Source organism: Bacillota bacterium (genome assembly GCA_024653485.1).
In the GTDB taxonomy this organism is placed as follows: domain Bacteria; phylum Bacillota; class SHA-98; order UBA4971; family UBA4971; genus UBA6256.
On sequence record JANLFY010000010.1, the window covers coordinates 66,550 to 85,904 of the forward strand.

The 19,355-nt window shown below is 59.7% G+C and carries 16 protein-coding genes; 15 read left to right on the forward strand and 1 reads right to left on the reverse strand.

The features are described 5' to 3' along the window. Positions 1-26 precede the first annotated feature (26 nt). From NUW12_09300 to NUW12_09310, 3 genes are all read left to right on the forward strand, one after another. Positions 27-476, forward strand: coding sequence for a nucleotidyltransferase domain-containing protein (locus NUW12_09300; protein MCR4402954.1), 450 nt, complete (start codon positions 27-29; stop codon positions 474-476). Beyond that, on the forward strand, positions 466-891 hold the full coding sequence (locus NUW12_09305) for a DUF86 domain-containing protein (GenBank protein MCR4402955.1): 426 nt from the start codon (positions 466-468) through the stop codon (positions 889-891). Before NUW12_09300 ends, NUW12_09305 begins: the two co-directional genes overlap by 11 nt. A 118-nt stretch (positions 892-1,009) precedes the next feature. Further along, positions 1,010-1,984: a response regulator gene (locus NUW12_09310; protein MCR4402956.1), complete on the forward strand. Its 975-nt coding sequence runs from the start codon at positions 1,010-1,012 to the stop codon at positions 1,982-1,984. 389 nt (positions 1,985-2,373) lie between these two features. Here the strand turns inward: NUW12_09310 and NUW12_09315 are convergent, their stop codons facing one another. Continuing rightward, positions 2,374-3,108, reverse strand: a complete 735-nt coding sequence (locus NUW12_09315; protein MCR4402957.1) for a hypothetical protein — start codon at positions 3,106-3,108, stop codon at positions 2,374-2,376. 567 nt (positions 3,109-3,675) lie between these two features. On the opposite strand from NUW12_09315, the gene NUW12_09320 reads away from it, so the two are divergent. The 12 genes from NUW12_09320 to NUW12_09375 all read left to right on the forward strand — a co-directional run bounded on the left by NUW12_09320 (position 3,676) and on the right by NUW12_09375 (position 19,058). Continuing rightward, entirely contained in the window at positions 3,676-4,566 is an 891-nt protein-coding gene (locus NUW12_09320) for a MurR/RpiR family transcriptional regulator (GenBank protein ID MCR4402958.1), read from the forward strand. A gap of 90 nt (positions 4,567-4,656) precedes the next feature. Then, positions 4,657-6,084 (forward strand): neutral/alkaline non-lysosomal ceramidase N-terminal domain-containing protein, encoded by a 1,428-nt coding sequence (locus NUW12_09325; GenBank protein MCR4402959.1) that lies wholly within the window; start codon positions 4,657-4,659, stop codon positions 6,082-6,084. Continuing rightward, a complete protein-coding gene (locus NUW12_09330; protein MCR4402960.1) occupies positions 6,078-6,815 on the forward strand; it encodes an SIS domain-containing protein in 738 nt (245 codons plus the stop codon). The genes NUW12_09325 and NUW12_09330 overlap by 7 nt, the downstream gene beginning before the upstream one ends. 195 nt (positions 6,816-7,010) lie before the next feature. Continuing rightward, complete coding sequence (locus NUW12_09335) at positions 7,011-8,663, forward strand: beta-N-acetylglucosaminidase domain-containing protein (GenBank protein ID MCR4402961.1); 1,653 nt, start codon at positions 7,011-7,013, stop codon at positions 8,661-8,663. A gap of 175 nt (positions 8,664-8,838) precedes the next feature. After that, complete coding sequence (locus tag NUW12_09340) at positions 8,839-10,122, forward strand: ABC transporter substrate-binding protein (GenBank protein ID MCR4402962.1); 1,284 nt, start codon at positions 8,839-8,841, stop codon at positions 10,120-10,122. Between the two features lie 92 nt (positions 10,123-10,214). Beyond that, entirely contained in the window at positions 10,215-11,189 is a 975-nt protein-coding gene (locus NUW12_09345) for a sugar ABC transporter permease (GenBank protein MCR4402963.1), read from the forward strand. 31 nt (positions 11,190-11,220) lie between these two features. Continuing rightward, entirely contained in the window at positions 11,221-12,081 is an 861-nt protein-coding gene (locus NUW12_09350) for a carbohydrate ABC transporter permease (protein MCR4402964.1), read from the forward strand. A gap of 50 nt (positions 12,082-12,131) precedes the next feature. Then, positions 12,132-13,862, forward strand: a complete 1,731-nt coding sequence (locus NUW12_09355) for a glycoside hydrolase family 3 protein (GenBank protein MCR4402965.1) — start codon at positions 12,132-12,134, stop codon at positions 13,860-13,862. A gap of 248 nt (positions 13,863-14,110) precedes the next feature. Further along, positions 14,111-15,322 (forward strand): family 10 glycosylhydrolase, encoded by a 1,212-nt coding sequence (locus NUW12_09360; protein ID MCR4402966.1) that lies wholly within the window; start codon positions 14,111-14,113, stop codon positions 15,320-15,322. Between the two features lie 99 nt (positions 15,323-15,421). Next, entirely contained in the window at positions 15,422-16,672 is a 1,251-nt protein-coding gene (locus NUW12_09365) for a GNAT family N-acetyltransferase (protein ID MCR4402967.1), read from the forward strand. Positions 16,673-16,887: 215 nt separating this feature from the next. Beyond that, positions 16,888-17,910: an ATPase gene (locus NUW12_09370; protein MCR4402968.1), complete on the forward strand. Its 1,023-nt coding sequence runs from the start codon at positions 16,888-16,890 to the stop codon at positions 17,908-17,910. Beyond that, positions 17,889-19,058 carry an amidohydrolase gene (locus NUW12_09375; protein MCR4402969.1) on the forward strand — a complete coding sequence of 390 codons (1,170 nt, stop codon included), beginning with the start codon at positions 17,889-17,891 and terminating at the stop codon, positions 19,056-19,058. Before NUW12_09370 ends, NUW12_09375 begins: the two co-directional genes overlap by 22 nt. The last annotated feature ends 297 nt before the right edge of the window (positions 19,059-19,355 follow it).

Below are 19,355 nucleotides of genomic sequence, written 5' to 3' on the forward strand. Positions count from 1 at the left end.
GGGAGGTGCCGCGGGAGGTAGAGCGTATGGGCAAGCAGCATGTTGTGCGCAGGCAGGATGTTGTCAAGCGAATCAAGGAGGCAGTAGTGCCTACGCTCGCGAAGCATGACCGCGTCGTGGCAGCCTATCTCTTCGGCTCCACAGGCACAGAACACGCCACTGCCACGAGCGATGTGGATATCGCTGTTCTCATCGATGGCGACATCTCCCTCTTGGATGAATTGTCCCTTTCTGCCGATGTTGCTGCCGCGCTTGGGAGGGACGACGTGGATCTGCTGGTTCTCAACTCCGCTCGCAATGATCTGCAGCACGCAGTCATATCAGAGGGCGAGCTCATCCTCGATCGCGATCCTGTGAAGACGTCGGACTTCATCGAGAAGGTCCTGTCAGTCCATAAAGACCATGGCATTTACATGAGGACTCTTCTCAGTGATCTGAAATCATCGTTGAAGGAGGAATACATCCATGGTCGATGAGGCGAGGATCTTGCGCAAGCTCCAGACTATCACAGAATCGCTCTCAAAGCTCGAGGAGCTTGCACGCATGAATGAGGACGACTTCCTCAGTGACTTCCGGAGCATTGACTCGGCCAAGTACAACTTGCACACTGCCATCGAGGCAATGATTGACATATGCAACCATATCATCTCCCGCAAGAGACTCCGGGTCCCAGCGACTAACGCAGAGTCTTTCGAGATTGTCAGTGAGATCGGACTGCTGCCGGCCGATGCCCTTCCGGTGTACAGATCAATGGCTCGATTCCGGAATCGGATTGTCCACATGTATGATGAAGTGGATGATAGCCAGATTCATGAGATACTCCGGGAACGATTGGGTGACATCAGGGCTTTTGTGCAGTCCATCGTCAAGACGTGCTGCTCTTCGCCCTGAGCAAGAGCATGCTGTCTTCATGCTCGTGAATGATATGCGTCGCTGATATGGGCGATATGGGGCGGGATGAGTGTCGGAATGGAGGCCGATGATGTCCGATCAGCGGAGTTACCGCGTAATGTTGGTGGAGGACGACCCGAAGATCGCCAGGATCCTCGCGGAGGCGCTGAAGCGGTACGGTACGACCGTTACGGCGGTCGATGACTTCGCCCGGGTCAAGGAGGCCTTCTGTTCCTGCGAGCCCGACCTCGTGCTCCTCGACATCAACCTGCCGAGGTACGACGGGTACTACTGGTGCCGTCAGATCCGAGCCCTGTCCAGGGTGCCCATCATCTTCATATCCGCCCGCCACCAGGACATTGACCAGGTGCGCGCGCTCGAGAGCGGTGGCGACGACTACATCAGCAAGCCGTTCAGCCTTGAGCTGGCGCTCACCGTCAAGCCGGATGAGGCCGGTCGTCTCGTGAACCCGGGACGACACCTCCTGTACACCCTGGTGGTATCGGACGTCGTGTATGAGGGCTTGGCTGACAGAGTCGCACCCGGGCAGCGGATCCACATCTCCATGTGGACCGGCAGTTGGCGAGGCAAGGCCACGCAGCAGGCGTCGTCCGAGCTGGTGGCGCTCTTCGAAGGGCAAGAGAAGAAGCTGATCTCGACGACCATTAGGCAGTACCAGACGCAAGTGACTCAGACGGGACTTGTCGTTTTCATCGAGGTCTTCGTATCGCTCGTATTTGTCGCGGCATGCTTCAGCCTTCTCTATTCCCGGCTGTTCACGGACATAGAGGAAGACCGCAGGCACGCTTGCAGGCTCCAGCAGGTGGGCGTGACGAGAAGGGAGCTGCGAGGGCAGGCATTGAGCCAGATGGCTGTGATTTTCTTCCTGCCGTTCGTCGTCGGCTTGGTCCACTCGACGGTCGCGATGCACGCTCTGGGCACGCTGACCAGGCGAACCGTGCTTCACTATGGCTGGGGGGCGGCGTTGCTGTTCCTCTTCTTGTTCGGGGCCTTCTTCTCAGGAACGGGCCAGCTGTATTGGCGCTCTCTGCAGGACGGTCTGCGGCGTGAGGCTAGATCGGGCGAGTTCTAGTTCGGCCCCGCTGAGGACGCCCGCCCTGCGGCTCATGGGTGTCGCCTGTGTTCACGGCGATCGATGAGGGCCGCAGCCCGGCCGCCCACACGCCCATGGATGCCGTCCCCGAGTTCCGCGCCGGCAACCCGGCAACTACCAGAAGAAGGGCGAGGATGGTGCATCCCATTCTCACTTGTCAGGGAGTTGTCGCTGGCTGGCATCACGCTCCCTTGGAGGAGCTGAGTGTCTCTCCAACGGAGCGGCTGCGGCGTACATCTCGCTCACAGGCTTCGTTTACAGGCTCTGGCATCGCTTGCAACAGCAAGTGCTTGCGTCGAGGTGCGCTGCTCTCTTGATGATCGTCCGGTAGGCAGGGATGATCGTCCCACAGGCAGGGCATGGGCTGTTCATTGTGTTCCTGCTGAGTGTGATCCTGTATCCTCCTGTGACGCCGAACGGGTCGCGCTAGGTATCCCTGCCGCCTTGCTCAACCACGTCCTTGAGAACAGACTCCACCGAGTCGAACAGGGCCTGCAGTCCGTGGTCGGATATGGTTGACAGCTTACGCTTTGAGTGGATCCCGGCGGTCCACAGGCGTTAGGCAAGACCCCGCTGCCCAGTCCGCGTATGCGCTGTTCGGTTGCCCAGAAGACTCTCTCCGATGGTGCGTCGAGGCTCTGGCCCTCCAGCAGGGCTTCGAAACGCGCGTACTCAAGCGCATCGATGAGAGGTGAGGGCCTGTGCCTGGCACCGAGACAGTATGGATTACGGAGTTGCACCGCCGGGAACGCCCAGACAGCTCCGCACATCTGCACCAAGCCGACGAGTGAGGAACCGTCGTCAAACCTCGCGAGGAGCTGGTGCTTTGCCGGCAGCTTCCCGCCTGGGCGGTAGTAGCGTGGGCTGGTACCCTCAGCCAAGACGATCCGCACAGGACCTGCCGCTATCTCTACCATGCTTCCGAAGGCAATTGCGCTCTCGATGGTGAGCCCTTTCAGTCGGCTGTCGTATTCCCGTGGGTCGCCGGGGGACCGTGCGAACTTATGCGGCGAATGGTTTGCTATGACGCTCTCGATTCGCTTGCCTTTGAGAGTCTCATTCACTTGCCCGGCAATGACGACCGCTTCTGGCCTCTCCAGCACTGTCGGCACGCTCCTATCGTTTCATTGCGACCGGATCGGTCGGCGAATTACCCGCTTGGGACCCTCCGGAGTCGATGGTCTAGAGTCACCGGGGTGGATTGCGCGGCCGCTTCGAGACAGCGGGGCTCAAACGGTCTGCTGCCCAAGCGCCGGCGGCCGTGAGTTCTCATCAGCTGAGATGGGAGAACGGTCCGGCCGCCAACGAGACCCGCAGACAGCGCGGGGGCTTTCCGGCGGACGACGCCGTAACCCTCCTGGCAAGCAACGTGTCCGAGTGGTTGGGACATGCGAGATCCATCGACCTCAACCGGCGTTGCCTTCCCACTCAACCAGCAAGAGCAAGCCAAGGGGCTTGGGGTATCCGAGCCTCTCTTCACCCTTTTTCGTGGCTGGCGACGGAGAAAACCTTGCTCTGCGCACAAGTACTCAGGAAGGAATTCTCCACAGCATGTCGAAAATCTCCCATGACTGAAAAGCAATCGTGAAGGAATTCTACACGCCTTGTAATGTGGGAGCCACTGCAGAGCCGTTGGCCGCCCACGATGCGGAAAGCGAGGTGCGTCAGCGTTGTCTCAAGTATCTCAGCGGACACCTGTGGTCGAGAACGCTGTGCCATTTGCGGGTTGTCTTCCCAAACTAAGGAAGATGTTCGGAACGTTCCGACCGTCCGAGAAGAAGGTTGCATCCTACATCCTCAATAACGCGGCGCAGGTGATCTACCAGTCAATCACCGAGCTTTCCGTCAACTCGGGTGCCAGCGATGCCACAGTGATACGTCTGTGCAACCGCCTTGGCTACAGCGGTTACCAAGAGCTCAAGATCGCTCTTGCTCGGGAGCTCGTATCGCCAAACAAGAACATTCACGAAGATATCGGCCCCAGTGACGACCTAGCAACGGCTGTCAGGAAGGCTTTTCAAGCAAACGCCCAGGCAATCAATGACACCCTGGACCTCCTCAATATGGAGTATCTGGCCAAGGCGGTCGACGCTGTCTCTGGCGCCCGGCAAGTATACCTCTACGGGGTCGGCACCTCCGCCTTGGCGGCGCAGGACGCGTACTACAAGCTGATAAGGGTCGGGATCCCGGCCAACTTTTTCGCAGACCCTCACATGCAGGCCATGTCTACCGTCCTCATGGGAGACAAAGACGTGGCTATCGGCTTCTCGCACTCGGGCAGCACGAAGGACGTCGTGGACGCGTTGTCCCTTGCCAAAGCGCAGGGCGCGCGCGTCATATGCATAACTAACCGCGGCAGGTCTCCGGCGGCAAAGATTTCGGACATCCTACTGCTCACCGCGTCAGAGGAGACCCCTTTCGGCAGCGGTGGCATGCCGTCCGTGATGGCGCAGCTCAGTATCGTAGACGCTCTATTCGTTGGGGTCGCTCTCAAGATCTACGACCGCGCGGTCCGCTTCATCGAGCGGACCGGTGAAGCTGTCAAGGGAAAGAAGTACTGACGATCGGCAACTGAGTGATCGGCAACTGAGTGGATGACTGCCGGTCCAGTTCATATGCGATAGCCGGTCGGTTCTGAGGTGGGCTTCGATATGCTCTATGTCGGCGCAGCCAAAACGGAGATAACGCCTGCTCTCGGGATTCCTATGGCAGGCTATCGGGCACGGGCTGGAGTGGCCGAAGGCGTCCACGACCCCCTGTTTGTGCGGGTGGTCACGCTTGACGATGGCGGGCGCGGGCTTGTGTTGGTCGCTCTAGACTTGTTTGCGGCGGGCGAAGCCCTTGTCGCCTCCATAAGACGGGAGACTATGTCGCGCCTTCGCGAGCTGCCTGGAGGCGGTGCAGACGTGGTCGTTTGCGCCACGCACACGCACGCGGGGCCGGCGGGGATTCTCTCCAATTCCGAAAACCACGACCGTGAGCTCGTGGGCGCGATCGTGTGCAAGGCCGCGGAGGCTGCGGCTGTCGCCTGGGAGACTCGCCGCCTAGGGCGCATCGGATTCGGCTCGTGCAGGGTTCAAGGGGTTGCGTGCAACAGGACGGATTCATCGTCCAGCTTCGACCCACTAGTGAGGGTGATGAAGCTCGAGGACGTGAGCGGGAGCCCTATTGCGTGCGTCATCAATTACGGGTGCCATCCGACGGTCCTGGGCCCGGAGAACCTTCTCTTCTCTCGCGACTGGCCTGGGTACACCCAAGACATGATGGAGGCCTCACGCGACCCCATCGGCATGGTGATGTTCCTCAACGGTGCGTCTGCCGACGTGAGCACTCGCTACACGAGACGCGCCTCGAGTTTTGACGAAGCGGAACGGCTCGGCCGGATCGTGGCCGACGGCGCACTTGGTGCCGCCCGCCAGGTCGAGTACGTACCGACGCAGCGGATATGCGTGTTGCGCAAGAGGGTCACGTTGCCTTGTAAACCGCCCGTATCGCCTGAATCCGCTTCTCAGGCGCTCAGAAAAGCCGAGGAGGAACTGGCGGAACTCAAGGCCAGCGCTGACGCGTCACCTGGCGAGGTGAGGCGTGCGGAATCGGCTGTACTGGCGTGGCAGATAGTCCTGGAGAGAAGCCGGGACCCTGGGGGGAAGAAAGAAGGGCTCCAGGCATCCGGGCTCGCAGACCGTCCGGACCCCGTGGGCTCCGCGGAGCCTGCAGACTCCGCGGAGAGCGAAGCTGTCAAGGTCGTTGAAAGCGTGAGAGAAGGTCTTACATGCGAGGTGTGTTTGCTGGATCTAGAGTCTGCCGTTATGGCTTTCGTCCCCGGGGAGGCGACCGCACGAACTGGAAGCCGCGTAGCGCGGAGGATCGCCGAGATCAGAGGACTTGCGACAGACCGGGTCTGGTTTATCGGCTATTCCAACGGCCATCTCGGGTACATCACGGACGCCGAGGAGGCACAGGGGGCTACCTCCTTCTCATACGAAGCGCTCATGAGCCGTGTCACGTCTGAGGCAGCAGGCCTGATCGAAGAAGAGATCGCGAATGAGGTGATAAAGGGGATGTCGGATAGGTGTTAGGTAGGAGATACTTCGAAAGCATCCGTGAACTCCTGGACGCTATAGAGAAGACGCAGTACGAGGCCATATGCAAGGCTGCCGATGCCGTGGCCGAGTCGATCCGCAAGGGCAAGACATTTCACCTGTTCGGCACAGGCCATTCGCACATGATGGCTGAAGAGGCTTTTTGCCGGGCCGGAGGACTTGTGCCAGTCAATGCGATCCTGGAACCTGCGCTAATGCTGCACGAAGGGCCCTTTAAGGCGACTGCGATGGAGCGACTCGAGGGTTACGCAGAGATCATCGTTGAACACGCGGGTATCGAAGAGGGCGACACGGTCATGGTGATCTCCAACTCCGGGAGAAACGTCGTGCCTGTGGAAGTGGCGCTTACCTCGAAGGGCCGCGGTGCACTGGTTATTGCCCTCACGTCGCTGGCTCACTCGAGCAAGGTTGCGTCGCGCCACAGCAGCGGTAAGCGGATATTCGAGATCGCCGACATAGTCATCGACAACTGCGGGGTGTTCGGGGACGCCATCCTTGAGGTGGATGGACTTTCGACCAAGGTAAGTCCCACATCAACCGTCACGGGAGCTGCGATCATCAATATGCTTGTTGCGGAAGTTATGGAGAGGCTGCTCCGGGCGGGGATAAAGCCGCCTGTCTTCATAAGCTCCAACGTGGAAGGCGGAGACGAGCACAACCAGCAGTGGGAGCCGAGGTTTGCGGGCGGATACGGGACCAGAAGGTAAGAACCAGGCATAGGTCAGCCCGCGTAGGACCGAGCGGGCAGGCGCATGAACGGCTAAGGATGGGAAGGGCTGAGGACATTGACCAGTGTACACAATACCGACCGGGCCCATATTCATAGGACATGCGTTATTGTAGTGGATTCCCTTGAGCGGAAGCGCTCCGCGGCCGTCCGAGACCTTCAGGAGTTCCTGCGGATGGCCTTCGGGGTGGATATCCCTGTAACGCTTGATTGCCCTGACCGCCTCCAAGGTGCCCCCGCCGAGAGAGACGAGGGAGATACAATCTCGCTGGATTTGAATCCTGAGGCGCTCGGGGAGGCGTCGGAGGAAGGCTACCGTTTGACCATCTCACCGAGAAGCGAGGGGCCGCACGTCGAGGCCAGGCTCGTTGCGGGGTCGCCAGCCGGCCTGCTCTATGGCGTCCAGGAACTGAAGCTGCGGTCAAGGTTCGAAAACGGCGTGCTTGAGGTTCCGGCGCTCGACATCTCGTCCTCTCCCGCCATGGCGGTGCGCGGGATAAAAGGGCTGCGGTGGAACCCATCGGATTACCTATCGATCATAGATTTCCTGCCTGCGTGTCGGTTCAATTTCCTGATGCTGTGCTACGGAATGGTGCCAGAGCACTGCCGCGAGTGGCGGAAGCCGTATTCAGACGAACATCTGCAGGCGGTTTCAGAAATAGTGCAGCGGTGCAACGAGAGGTACATTCGTGTATGCGTTGCTGTCAATCCTTCCCTTCGAAGTGACCCTCCAATGTGTTACTCAAGCGAACAGGACCTGGCGCTCCTTGTTGCGAAATTCCGGGCTTCATACAACCTCGGCGTGAGGACCTTCGCGCTTGCCCTTGATGACATCAACTTCGAGATGACACACCCGGAGGACAGGCGCGCATATGCGGGGCTGGGCCACGCGCATGTAGATCTCGTAAGGCGCCTCGACGATGCCTTGAGGAGTCTCGACTCTGAGAACAAGCTCATATTCTGTCCGACTACGTATTTCACCCGCTATGCACTTGAAAGGAAGGATTACACAGAAGCATTGGTGCACGGTCTGCCCGAGGATGTGGATGTCTTTTGGACGGGTCCCGAGTGGAACTCAACGATCGTCACCGGGGAAGATGCGCGGCTCCTCTGCTCCTTAGTTGGCAGGAAGCCGTTTCTCTGGCTGAACTACCCGGTGAATGACTATCTCGCACCACACCCCTGGCGTTTGTTGCTCGAGCCCGTGAAGCTATCGTGCACGGAGCTGCCCCGTTGGATCAAGGGTCTAGTATCTAACCCGATGCGGCAGGTGGAGGCGTCCAAGATTCCTCTGTGGACCATCGGAAGGTACTGTTGGGACCCTGCCTCGTACCGGCCTGAAGCGGCGCTGCAAGAGGCCGTTGCAATCGTCGCGGGGGCTGAGGCACGGGAGCCGCTCCAGTTGTTGGTGGAGGCCTACACGAGGTGCTATGACGCGCTTAGAGATACTCGTGACTACGCTGGTGATGTGGCGGCGAACCCCAGCTCACAGCGAGCTTCCGAAGACCTTCTCATGGCCGCAGCCATCATAAGAACCCTCATACCTGTCGTCAAGAAGCTGTTGCAAGACCAGCGCCTTGCCTCGGAGTTAGAAGAGGGCTTCAACAGGTTCTTGGCGTTCTGCGAGGCATACAACGCCTGGCGCTACTGCTGCGGACGGCGCCTTTCAGAAGCAGCCACGCAAGGCCACGATACCTGTGATGCCCGTGCTCTGGACGCCCTGAAAAGGTTCCTTCGCGCGGCAGACCTCGCAAGGCGCGGTTGGGATGACGGCACGCTTTCGGACGCCGCGTGGTACCTGCAAGAGATCAAGGCCATGGTTGGGTAGACTAAGCCTTCCGTTAACTTGCGCCAAATAGTAGGGGATGGGAGGTGGTGATCACAGGGTCGGATCGATGGGACGGACGCGGGTGACTCAAGCGAGGTAGGAGAGGTAGGAGACGGGTTTGTCAGAGCGCTGTTCTTGCCGAGACCTAATCGGAAATACGAGGAGGTAAGAGGAGATGCCACGGTTTTCGAGAGTACTGAAGCGGTTTGCCTTGGTCTCCGTTGCGTGTCTGGCGGTCATGCTGATAGCCGTTCCGCTGGCGAGCGCCGCCAAGAAGGTTACCATCACCTTCTGGCAGGCTGGTGGCAGCCCTGAAACCAGCGCGCTTGTGCGCCAGCTCATCGACGAGTTCGAAGCTGCGAACCCGGACATACAGGTGAATTTCCAGGCGATCCCGTGGGCCGAAGACCCACACACCAAGTTCCAGGCTGCCATAGTAGGTGGCACTATTGCGGATGTCTTCACCGTCGGTGACCCGTTTGAGCTCGTGCTTGCAGCGGCGGGCGGGCTGGAACCACTTGATGCATATATACCGCAGGCGACGAAGAACGACTTCTTGCCCCAGTTCATTGAGAGGGCCACGTACAATGGAAAGCTCTACGCTCTCCCGTGGTTTGGCACTGTACGCGCGATGTTCTACCGAAAGGACCTCTTGGCGGCCGCTGGCGTCCCTGAGCCGACGACCAGCTGGACCTGGGAAGAGTTCTTGACATATGCGAAGAAGCTGACACGCGACCTCAACGGCGACGGGGTGATCGATCAGTACGGGTTCGGGACCTCGGGGCGTTATGTCTCACAGTATCAGCCCTTCGTGCGTCAGAATGGTGTCGACTTCGTGGACGAGAAGCGGAACGTGGCTACCGCCAATGACGCTGCTGTCATTGAGGCTATGCAGTTCTACATCGATCTCGTTCGAACCCATAAGGTCACGCCGCCAGGCATAACCACGATAAACCTGCAAGAGATCCAGAAGATGTTCGCTGAAGGCAAGGTGGCCATGTTCTTCGACTGTGAGGACACTGCTGCGATGTTCTCCAAAGAGCCTGCGCTTACAGGGAAGTTCGGGATCGGCATGCTGCCGCACAAGAAGGGTCACGCGGCTTACGCGGGGACTGACGTGCTCGTCATGTCGAAGCAGTCAAAGAACAAGGAAGCTGCATGGAAGTTCATAGAGTTCTTCCTCTCGCCGAAGTGTATGGCTGAGTACTGCAAGCTCACCGGTTTCTCCCCGGCGAGGAAGTCTCTAGCAGAACACGGGTACTTCAAGGATCCCATCAGGCAGGCGTTTGCCAAGCAGCTCGAGGTCGGCGGGTACTTCTACTTCAAACATCCCAAAGCTTCGAGCTTCTCAAGCGCGATACGCGCAGAGGTTCAGGAGGCTATGGAAGGCAAGAAGACGGTCAAACAGGCCATGGATGACCTCCAGAAGAAGCTGGAAGAGATACTGAAACAGCCCTGAGATTCGATAGGGCGAATGACCGTTGGTGTGATGGAGCCTCCGCCGGGCTTGAGCCCGGCGGAGGCGGTAGCCTAGAAAGCGGGGGATACCGGATGAAGCACACGGTGACAACGCCAGGTGGCAGCGTTCAGACGACGGTGGCCCATGATGTCGCTAAGCCAAAGAGAAGAGCTCGGGCACTGGTGTACAGAGTTGGCGAGCTTCTGGAGTCGTACTCCATGATCGCTCCCGCCTACATGGTCTTCCTTGTGTTCATATTCATACCAGTGGCGTGGAGCTTCTACCTGAGCTTGTTCAACTACAGCATCTTGTCTCTTAGGCAGCCCCAATTCACCGGGCTCGCCAATTTCATCAAAATGTTCAAAGACAGCGTTTTCAGGGTCGCAATCTGGAACACCCTGCGTTACAGCCTGGGCACCGTGCCCGCACGCCTGGTGTTGGGTCTCGCGCTTGCGCTTCTGCTCGATCAGAAGCATTTGTCCGGCAAGAATCTCCTCCGGACTGTTTACTTCCTGCCCGTTGTCACCTCGATGGTTGCGGCTTCGATCGTGTGGACGCTGGTCTTCAACGCAAGCGAGGCCGGCCTCGCAAACCAGATGCTCAAGGCGTTGGGCTTCCCCCCGAAGGGGTGGCTTGCAGATTCCAGACTTGCAATGCTCTCCGTATGCATAATGAGCGTGTGGAAGGAACTAGGTTACGTCATGACCATCTTCCTTGCGGGCCTTCAGGGGATCCCGCCAGAATTGCATGAGGCCGCGGCGATCGACGGCGCAACAGGGTGGCAGAGGATCCGGTTCATAACCATCCCCCTGCTCAAACCAACGACTTTCTTCATCCTGGTCACCGAGGTCATCGGTTCTTTCCAGGTGTTTACACAAACGTATGTCATGACGGGCGGCGGGCCAGGCTACAGCACCACAACGCTGATCAACCTCTTGTACACAAAAGGGTTCTTCGAATTCGATATGGGGTACGCGAGCGGGCTCGCGGTTACGTTGTTCCTCGGTTTGTTGCTGTTGAGCTGGGTGATGCGCCGAGCCTTCCGGGCGGAGGAGATCGTCTACTAACTTTCCGGTAATAGGTTGGAGGTGAAATGCTTTGACTGGAGGACGCAGCGGACGCATTCAGGCATACATCTTGGAGGCACTCAAGTGTGCAGCCTTGATACTCGGCGCACTTGTGATGGCGGCACCGTTTCTTTGGATGATTTCGACTTCACTTGCTCCTGATTCGGTCATCATATCATACCGGCTGATCCCGACAGATGTCACGTTGGCCAATTACGTGAAGGCATGGAACTTCTCCCGCAGCTTCGATGAATCCGTAAGCCTTGGCACGTTCTTCTTGAACAGCCTCATAGTAAGCGTGCTCATCACGGGACCGGCGCTGATAATCGACTCTCTCGCAGGCTACGTCCTGGCTAGAAGGAGGGTCCCGGGGAAAAATCTTCTGTTCTACCTTGCCCTGGGAACCATGATGGTCCCGTTTTACGTGATCGCCATCCCGCTGTACCTGGTCGTACGGAGATTGGGGTGGTTGGATTCATATCAAGGCATGATCGTGCCGTTCCTGGCCAGCGGTTTCGGCATCTTCATGTTCAAGCAGTTCTTTCAGACGATTCCTCAAGACCTCGAGGATGCGGCGCGAGTGGACGGCTGCTCTGCGTTTCGCACATACATGTCCATAATGCTTCCTCTCGCGAAGCCGGTCACGGCCACCATGGCGATATTCAAGGCAATGTGGTCATGGAACCTCTTCTTCTGGCCTCTTCTCATCATCAACAACATCAGGCTCAAGACGCTTCCGCTGGCTCTCACGATGTTCAGGGGCCTGAACGTGACGCAGTGGGGGACGCTGTGTGCCGGGATGACTCTTGCAACTTTGCCGATAGTCATCGTGTACCTGTCGATGCAGAACCTGTTCCAAAAGGGCATTATGATCGGCTCGATAAAGGGTTGAGTCTTCTGGTCTGTCCATGACGGCCGCCCATGGCGAGGCCGCTGACGCCTATGCTGAGGCGTGCGATAAGCGTGCGGGAAAGGTGGGAGCTGAGATCTGTGGAGAGCGCAAGCAATTGCACAAGCATTGAGTCGGTCCTGGACTCTATGAACCTCAAGCAGAAAGTCGGCCAGATGATGATGGTAGGCTTCCCGGAGCCCTTTCACGGAGAGCTGCCGCCGGGGGTCAGCGAACTCCTTCGGGATCCCGGCATAGGCGGGGTTGCGGTCCTTGCAAGAAACGCAAGGACCCCGGAGTCGATGAGAGGTCTCACTACTGAGCTGCAAAGAGCAGCTCGTGCCGCAGGAGCTGCTGCGCCTCTATTCATCCACGGGGACAGCGAAGGCGGCATAGTCATGCAGGTGACTGAGGGCACTTGCACATTTCCAGGTGCCATGGCTATCGGGGCGACGGGCAGCACGCGGTATGCCTATGAAGCGGCATACGCAATGGGCTGCGAGGCTCTCGCCATGGGCATGAACATTGTGTCTGCGCCTGTTGCAGACGTGAACGCGGAACCCGACAACCCGATAATCGGGGTCCGGTCGTTCGGGGATGATCCCGACGAGGTGTCGCGGCTCGCCGAGGCCATGATCCGAGGATTCCGCGACGCGGGTGTGGTCTGTGAGGCCAAGCACTTTCCAGGTCACGGAAGGACGAGGTACGACACCCACGAGGACCTGCCGACGATAGATTTCCCCGGCGAAGACCTGGCAAGAGTGGAGCTCGCGCCATTCGCCGCAGCCATCAAGGCCGGCGTGCCGGCCATAATGACTGCCCACATCGCATACCCGGCACTCGGCGCCCCTCGCGGTGTGCCTGCGACGCTGTCGTGGGACATCCTGACAGGGCTTCTCCGCCGCAAGCTCTTGTTTGACGGGATCGTCATTACAGACTGCTTGGAGATGCGGGCGATCAAAGACAACTACGGCCCTGGGCAGGCTGCCGTGGCGGCTGTGAACGCCGGTGCCGACATCGTCTTGATGTGTCACACGTTGGCTCTTCAGAAACAGGCAATTGATGCCCTCATGACAGCCGTCGAAGATGGTACCATCCCGAGGGCGCGGATCGACGAGTCCGTGCGCAGGATCCTCCGTGCCAAGGCGACCTGGCTCGGCGATTTCGAGAGGGCCCAGGTCGGGTACAGCAAGGGGCTGGAGATAGTAGGTTGCGGGGAACACAGGCTCATAGAGCAGGAAATTGCTCGGGCCTCCATCACGGTTGTCAGGGACCACCGGGGCATACTGCCTCTGGCTCCGTCCACCAGTGATGCGTACGCGGTCGTGTACCCCTCAACCATGCCTCTCTTACGCGCAGAAGACGCTCGGGACAAGGTAAGCGTGCTTGGGGAAGCTGTCAGAACCCGTTGTCCTCGGACGAGAGAAGTGGACGTCCCTCTACGGCCTGCCGCCGAGGATATCCGTCACGCTGTGGGTACGGCACTTGAGGCTGACGTGGTCATCGTGGTAACGTCGTGCAAGACTCCGGCGGACGAGAAAGCTCAGGGCGCTTTGGTGAAGGCTCTGATGGAGACCGGTAAACCTATCGTGACTCTCGCCATCAGAAATCCATACGATTTACGAGCATACCCCGAGGTGGAGACCTATCTCGTCACGTATGGGTATCGCGATTGCTCGATACGGGCAGCGGCGGAAGTCATGTTCGGTGAGATACGTCCCCAGGGCAGGCTTCCGGTGGCAATCCCGGGGCTGTACCCAAGGGGGCATGGAATCCGGTTCTGATGCGTTCGTCGTCCGGACGGGACCATGTTCGCAAGGGAGAGAAGGAGGAAGGAAGGTAGCGGCAGTTTCTGAGTTCGAACTTGGGTTTCTGTGAGACGGTAGCCATGTTCTTGTGGGCAGGCAGTCAGGCGTGGTCTCGGGATGAGGCGCGAGTCTGAGGGTAGTGTAGAAGCCAGGTTCCTCCACGCAAGATTGCGCGTGGCGCACATTCATCGACACCATGCTTCTGAAAGGGAGGGTACCGTGCTATGACAGGAGCTCTTCGGAGAGGCTCTGTAGTCCTCGTTGCGGCTTTCTTGCTTGTGGTATTGGGCGGGGGCATTACCGTATCTGCTGCCGGAGGCCATCAGGAATATGGGGTCAGAGGGGTGTGGCTGTGGGGAAGCACTGTGCGAGACGTGGGTGCTGAGGCGATAGCGAAGGATTTGGAAGCAAACTACGTGAACGTGGTGTTCCTGCTGGTGAGAGGGACCGCTGGGACGGCGGGTTATAGTAGCAGCCTTGCCCCGGTGGTTGATCCCTCTAGAGATGTGCTTGCGGAGATGATAGCTGCCTGCCATCCCAGAGGGATCGAGGTCCACGCATGGTTTGTCTTCAACCAGGATAAGGCATACACAGATGCGCATCCCGAGGACCGCGTTTGGCACCGGGGAAAACCTGATTCAGGGGATAAGCCCTATGAGATCACCGATGGGAGAGTGTGTCCCGATTCTCAAGCTCACCTCGAATACACCAACGCGATGATCCGGGAAGTGCTCGAGAAGTACGATGTGGACGGCATTCATTTGGACTACATACGGTATGGGCACGCCGTGTACTGTTTCTGCCCCCACCACTATGAGAAGGCCGCCGAGCTGGGCATCGACATCGAGCGCGTGAGAGAAGCTCTAGGCAAGACGTTTTATAGCGGTTCATGGGGGGCGGCCGATCCTCAGTACGTATTCGACGCATACGAAAACGAGGCTTACCCGGAGCATCGCGACGTCAAGGCATGGGTGGACATGCGCGCTGACGAGGTGAGAGCAGCGATAGAAAGCATGCGGAGTGTCGTGAAGCAGCTGAAGCCGAACGTCGCGTTCTCGGCAAGCCTCATGCCTGAAGGCGCGCTTGCTGATTCCAAGACGTTTGCGCTGTGCCACTACGGGCAGCGGTACTGCGACGCGGACCTCTACGATTTCATTTGTCCCATGGCCTATCACGCTGACTACGGCAAGACACCTGCCTGGGTGGGGACCGTGACTCAGGGAGCCATTGCGGAGAGCGACGGAAAACCGAGAGTCTATGCCGGTGTTCAGGCCTACGGTAAGGTCACGCCTCAGGATCTGGCTGATGCCGTGAACACCGCCCGCGTGTCGGGGGCAGACGGCTTCGTTCTCTTCAAGTATGGGGATATCAGCAGCGAAGAATGGAGCGCGGTCAATCAAGCTTCTTGCGACATCGCTGAGGGCCCTCCCAGATGAACTGCCAACAATGGAGTTCGCTACGCCCGGGCGGATTTGCAGAATGTCCTAGCCAAGTTGCGTGCACAAGCTGCGTGCATATGAGGGAGTGATGAGTCCGTGGCAGGCGCTTGGGCTTCGGAAGGCGGCATCCCAAGGCTCGACGGCCCTCGGAGCCTTGCGGTCGAGGAGTTGGCGCAAGCAGTTGAGCTCTCAACCGAGGTCTTCGACCCGGGTGGCACAAGCATGAGGCTCCAGTTCCCGCTGCTGTTTGTGCCGGACAGCGTCGGGCAGCTGCGGGTGTTTTCCGAGGGTGGAAGGCTTGTCTCGCTCGTCGGGTGCCTACACCAGACGATCCTCGCGGAGGGTCATGACTTGCCGGTCGGGTCAATAGGGTCCGTATGCACGAGGCCCGAGTACCGGGGTCAGGGACTAGCGCGGAGGCTGGTCTCTGACGTGTTTGGGCGGCTTCGAGAGGCAGGGATCCCCGTGGCGTTGATATCCGGGGATCGAGGGCTTTACAAGCAGCTTGGATGCGTCGAGGCAGGGTGCTTCGAGCGGTTCGAGTTCACCGGCGACGACTGGGCCAGATTCCTGACGAATCGTGAGCGCAGAAGGACATCGCGGGATGGGGTATCGTGCCGTCCCTTTGAGGAACGTGACTTGCCCGTCCTGCATGAGCTGTACCGCAGAGAGCCCGTGAGGTTTTTCCGCAGCCTAGAACAGTTCGACAAGCTTATCTGGAAACACCCTCGATTGAAGCGGCTGCTCGGAGATGAGCGGATCGCTGTAGCATACAAAGAGCGTCCGGAGCGGGTGTCAGCCTACGTCATTTCGCGGGTGCGGGCTGTCCAAGCCGGCCTTACCAGGCTGCACATCGTCGAGTACGCTGGCGTCCGCGACGCGGTGATTGACACGATCGGCACTATCATTGGCGAGACCTCTCCTTCGGTCATCACGTTTACTCTACCCGCGCACGACGGGCAGTTGCTCGATCTGCTGACCGCGGACGGGCTTTCCGGGACGCGATGCACGCTGCCCGGACACACGCTCTACATAACCGACCCGGGGACCATCCTGGCAAAGCTGTCCTCATACATCCAAGAGCGAACTGGCATGGAGGTCGGCAAGGAAGTATTCATCGTGGAGGCCCCCGATGTGTCCGAGGGGCAGGAAGCGCGGTGGACCCTCCACGTGGGCGACGAAGCAGTCGAGATACCGAGCCGCCAGCACCTCACCCGGCTGGTTTTCGGCGGGATCACACCGGAAGACCTCGAGAGCATTGTCCCGCGCGGGGGAACGACGGCAAGGCGTTTGCTGGAGCGAGCCTTCCCCATACCGCTCCCGGTGCCCGGGTTGAACTACGTCTAGGTATGTCGCCAAGAGGTGGCGCCATCTTTCGGCGGAGGAGTCCTGCCCAGGGTTGCCGGTGCTTGCGCAACGGGGCATGGAGAATTCGGCTTTCCCACGCGCCGAATTCGAACGATGCGCGCCGCAAGCGCGCCACCTTCTTCTGTGGTCCCGCCTGGGCGGAGGTCGCGCTTGGCACCTGGGCGGAATGAGTCGTGGGCATGGGGGCTGCAGATATGCGCTTCTTCCTTGGACTGGATGGCGGGGGCACGAAAACCGCGTGCGCGCTGTGCGATGAGGATGGTCGCATCCTCGGCTTTTCCGTTGGGGGGCCGTCAAATCATCTTTCACTTGCGCGCGGCGAGGAGGCTCTCCGAGAGACCCTTATGGACGTGGTGGAAGACGCTTTTTCGCGGGCAGGGATCAGCCGCCCGAGGCTGAGTGCGGCGTGTCTCGCGTTGGCGGGAGTCGGGCTTGACGGGCGGAGCCCGGTCGCCGCGGGGGTGGCATGCGAGGTCGTGCCGGCGGCCGACATCGTGCTCGAAAACGACGCGGTTGCTGCGCTGGTCGGCGCCACCGCGAAAGACTGGGGAGTAGTCGTCATATCCGGGACAGGGAGCATTGCGGTGGGGATCGATCGGACGGGGCGAAGGGCAAGAGCGGGAGGCTGGGGCTACCTCATAGGGGACGAGGGCAGCGGCTATGACATCGGAAGGAGAGGGCTCACAGCGGTTGCGAGGGCACGCGACGGGCGGGGGAACTACACCATCCTCGTGGAGAAGGCGCTCGCCCACTATCGCCTGGACACGCCCGACGGACTCAGAAGCGTGCTGTGTCGCTCTGAGACGAAGGCGAAGGACATAGCGTCTTTCGCGCCACTTGTGGTCGCGGCAGCATGTGAAGGTGACGCTGAGTCGGTGGACATCCTCCAGACTGCTGGGAGGGAACTCGGCCTATCTGCCGTTGCCGTGGTGAAGGCGCTTGGATTGGAAGACGAGGAATTCGACGTGGCGCCCTGCGGGAGCGTCTTCAAGGCAGGCCAACTCGTGGTCGGTCCCTTTAGGTCTGAGCTACTCCGGGCAGCTCCGTCGGCGAGGATAGTGAGCCCACGCTTTCCGGCGGTGATAGGGGCCTTGATGATCGCGCTTCGGAGGTACGGCCGCGTCGTGGACGATGCGGTGCTGTCGAACATGGCAAGGGGCTGCCTCGAATGCGGGCTCCCAGTGAGGGATGCAACGTGCAACGGGAAGGATCAATGACGGACGAAAGCAGGATCCTCGAGGAGATCCGGGCGTGCGAAAGCGAGATCGTGGAAACGTATCGAACTCTCCATTCCATGCCCGAGGGGCCGTTCGAGGAGCACAGGACTTCCGCGTACATAGCCGACAGGCTTGTCGCTGCCGGCTTTCGGGTGGAGTCTGGCGTCGCGGAAACCGGTGTCGTGGCTACGCTGGGCCGACTCACGCAGCCCGTAGTCGCTCTGCGGGCTGACATGGATGCGCTGGAACACGAAGTCGACGGCAAGAAGGTTTTCATCCACTCGTGTGGACACGACGCGCACTCGACGATGGTCCTGTGGGCGGGCGAAATCCTTGCCAGGTGCTATCCGCGAGCCCGGGAACACCTGAAACTCATATTCCAGCCCGCCGAGGAGACGGGACTCGGGGCCAGAAGGATGGCCGAGGCCGGCGCGGTGGACGACGTGGCGGTGTTGCTGGGGATACACCTGCGGCCCGCGGCGGAGTGCCCCTTGGGCAAGGCGACCCCGTGCCTGCAGCACTCGGCAAGCCTTACCGTTCGATACAAGGTGACGGGCAAGGCCGCTCACAGCGGGAGGCCGCATTTCGGCGTGAACGCGGCAGATGCTGTCGCGGCGTCGGTCCTCGCGGTCAACAGCATCAAGCCAGACCCGTTGTTGTGTGCCACCGTAAACGTCGTGAGTCTCGAGGCAGGACTCGGCCCGGCGGGGATAATCCCGGAGTCCGGGACGATGGTCGTAAACATAAGGGCTGAGAATGACGGTGTAGCGTTCGAGCTGCTAAAAAGGGTGGACAGCGCTGTGTTGCACGCGGCTTCGGCTAACGGAGCCGTGGCGAAGAAGGTGTCAGTCAAGCATACCCCTGGGGCTGCCTACGACCCGGGAACCGTGGCAGCGGTGAAGAGAGCGATCTCCAAAGTCTTGGGCGAGCCCGGGGCGATCGATCGAATAACCACGCCCGGAGCTGAGGACTTCCATTCATACAGGCAGTACAAGCCTCAACTCAAGACGGCCTACGTCGGCCTCGGGGCCGATCTCACCCCTGGTCTTCACGATCCCCGGTGTGACTTCAACCTGAAGGCTCTTGCACTCGGGGTCGCCGTGCTGGGACTATCAGTCATAGAGCTTGCGTGCGGGCCAGGAGCCTGAGCCGGGAGCATGATCCGCCCGAGTCTTGCGAGCAGCGTTCCGCGAAGACGAAAGAGGATGCCGGCGAACAAGCAGACCGTCGTGCCCTTTGGGACTCGGGAGGAGCTTTGCAACCTAATTGAGGAAGAAGTTTGTAAGCTAGGGTCTCCAGGAGGGGCTGGAGTTCATGGTGGGAATCTATCCTCCAACGCCCCCCGAGGATATTGACGCGCTGCTGTGCGCCTTCGAAGAATTCCACACGTATTGGTGGGATGGACGGGCCAAGAGATCGGTGCCCTGAAGCTTTGGCCATTTCGA

Excerpts from the sequence above, each read along its gene's own strand:
- NUW12_09300 (MCR4402954.1), top strand. The coding sequence starts at position 27 with ATGGGCAAGCAGCATGTTGTGCGCAGGCAGGATGTTGTCAAGCGAATC.
- NUW12_09305 (MCR4402955.1), top strand. The coding sequence starts at position 466 with ATGGTCGATGAGGCGAGGATCTTGCGCAAGCTCCAGACTATCACAGAA.
- NUW12_09310 (MCR4402956.1), top strand. The coding sequence starts at position 1,010 with ATGTTGGTGGAGGACGACCCGAAGATCGCCAGGATCCTCGCGGAGGCG.
- NUW12_09325 (MCR4402959.1), top strand. The coding sequence starts at position 4,657 with ATGCTCTATGTCGGCGCAGCCAAAACGGAGATAACGCCTGCTCTCGGG.
- NUW12_09335 (MCR4402961.1), top strand. The coding sequence starts at position 7,011 with ATGGCCTTCGGGGTGGATATCCCTGTAACGCTTGATTGCCCTGACCGC.
- NUW12_09340 (MCR4402962.1), top strand. The coding sequence starts at position 8,839 with ATGCCACGGTTTTCGAGAGTACTGAAGCGGTTTGCCTTGGTCTCCGTT.
- NUW12_09345 (MCR4402963.1), top strand. The coding sequence starts at position 10,215 with ATGAAGCACACGGTGACAACGCCAGGTGGCAGCGTTCAGACGACGGTG.
- NUW12_09355 (MCR4402965.1), top strand. The coding sequence starts at position 12,132 with ATGCTGAGGCGTGCGATAAGCGTGCGGGAAAGGTGGGAGCTGAGATCT.
- NUW12_09360 (MCR4402966.1), top strand. The coding sequence starts at position 14,111 with ATGACAGGAGCTCTTCGGAGAGGCTCTGTAGTCCTCGTTGCGGCTTTC.
- NUW12_09370 (MCR4402968.1), top strand. The coding sequence starts at position 16,888 with ATGCGCTTCTTCCTTGGACTGGATGGCGGGGGCACGAAAACCGCGTGC.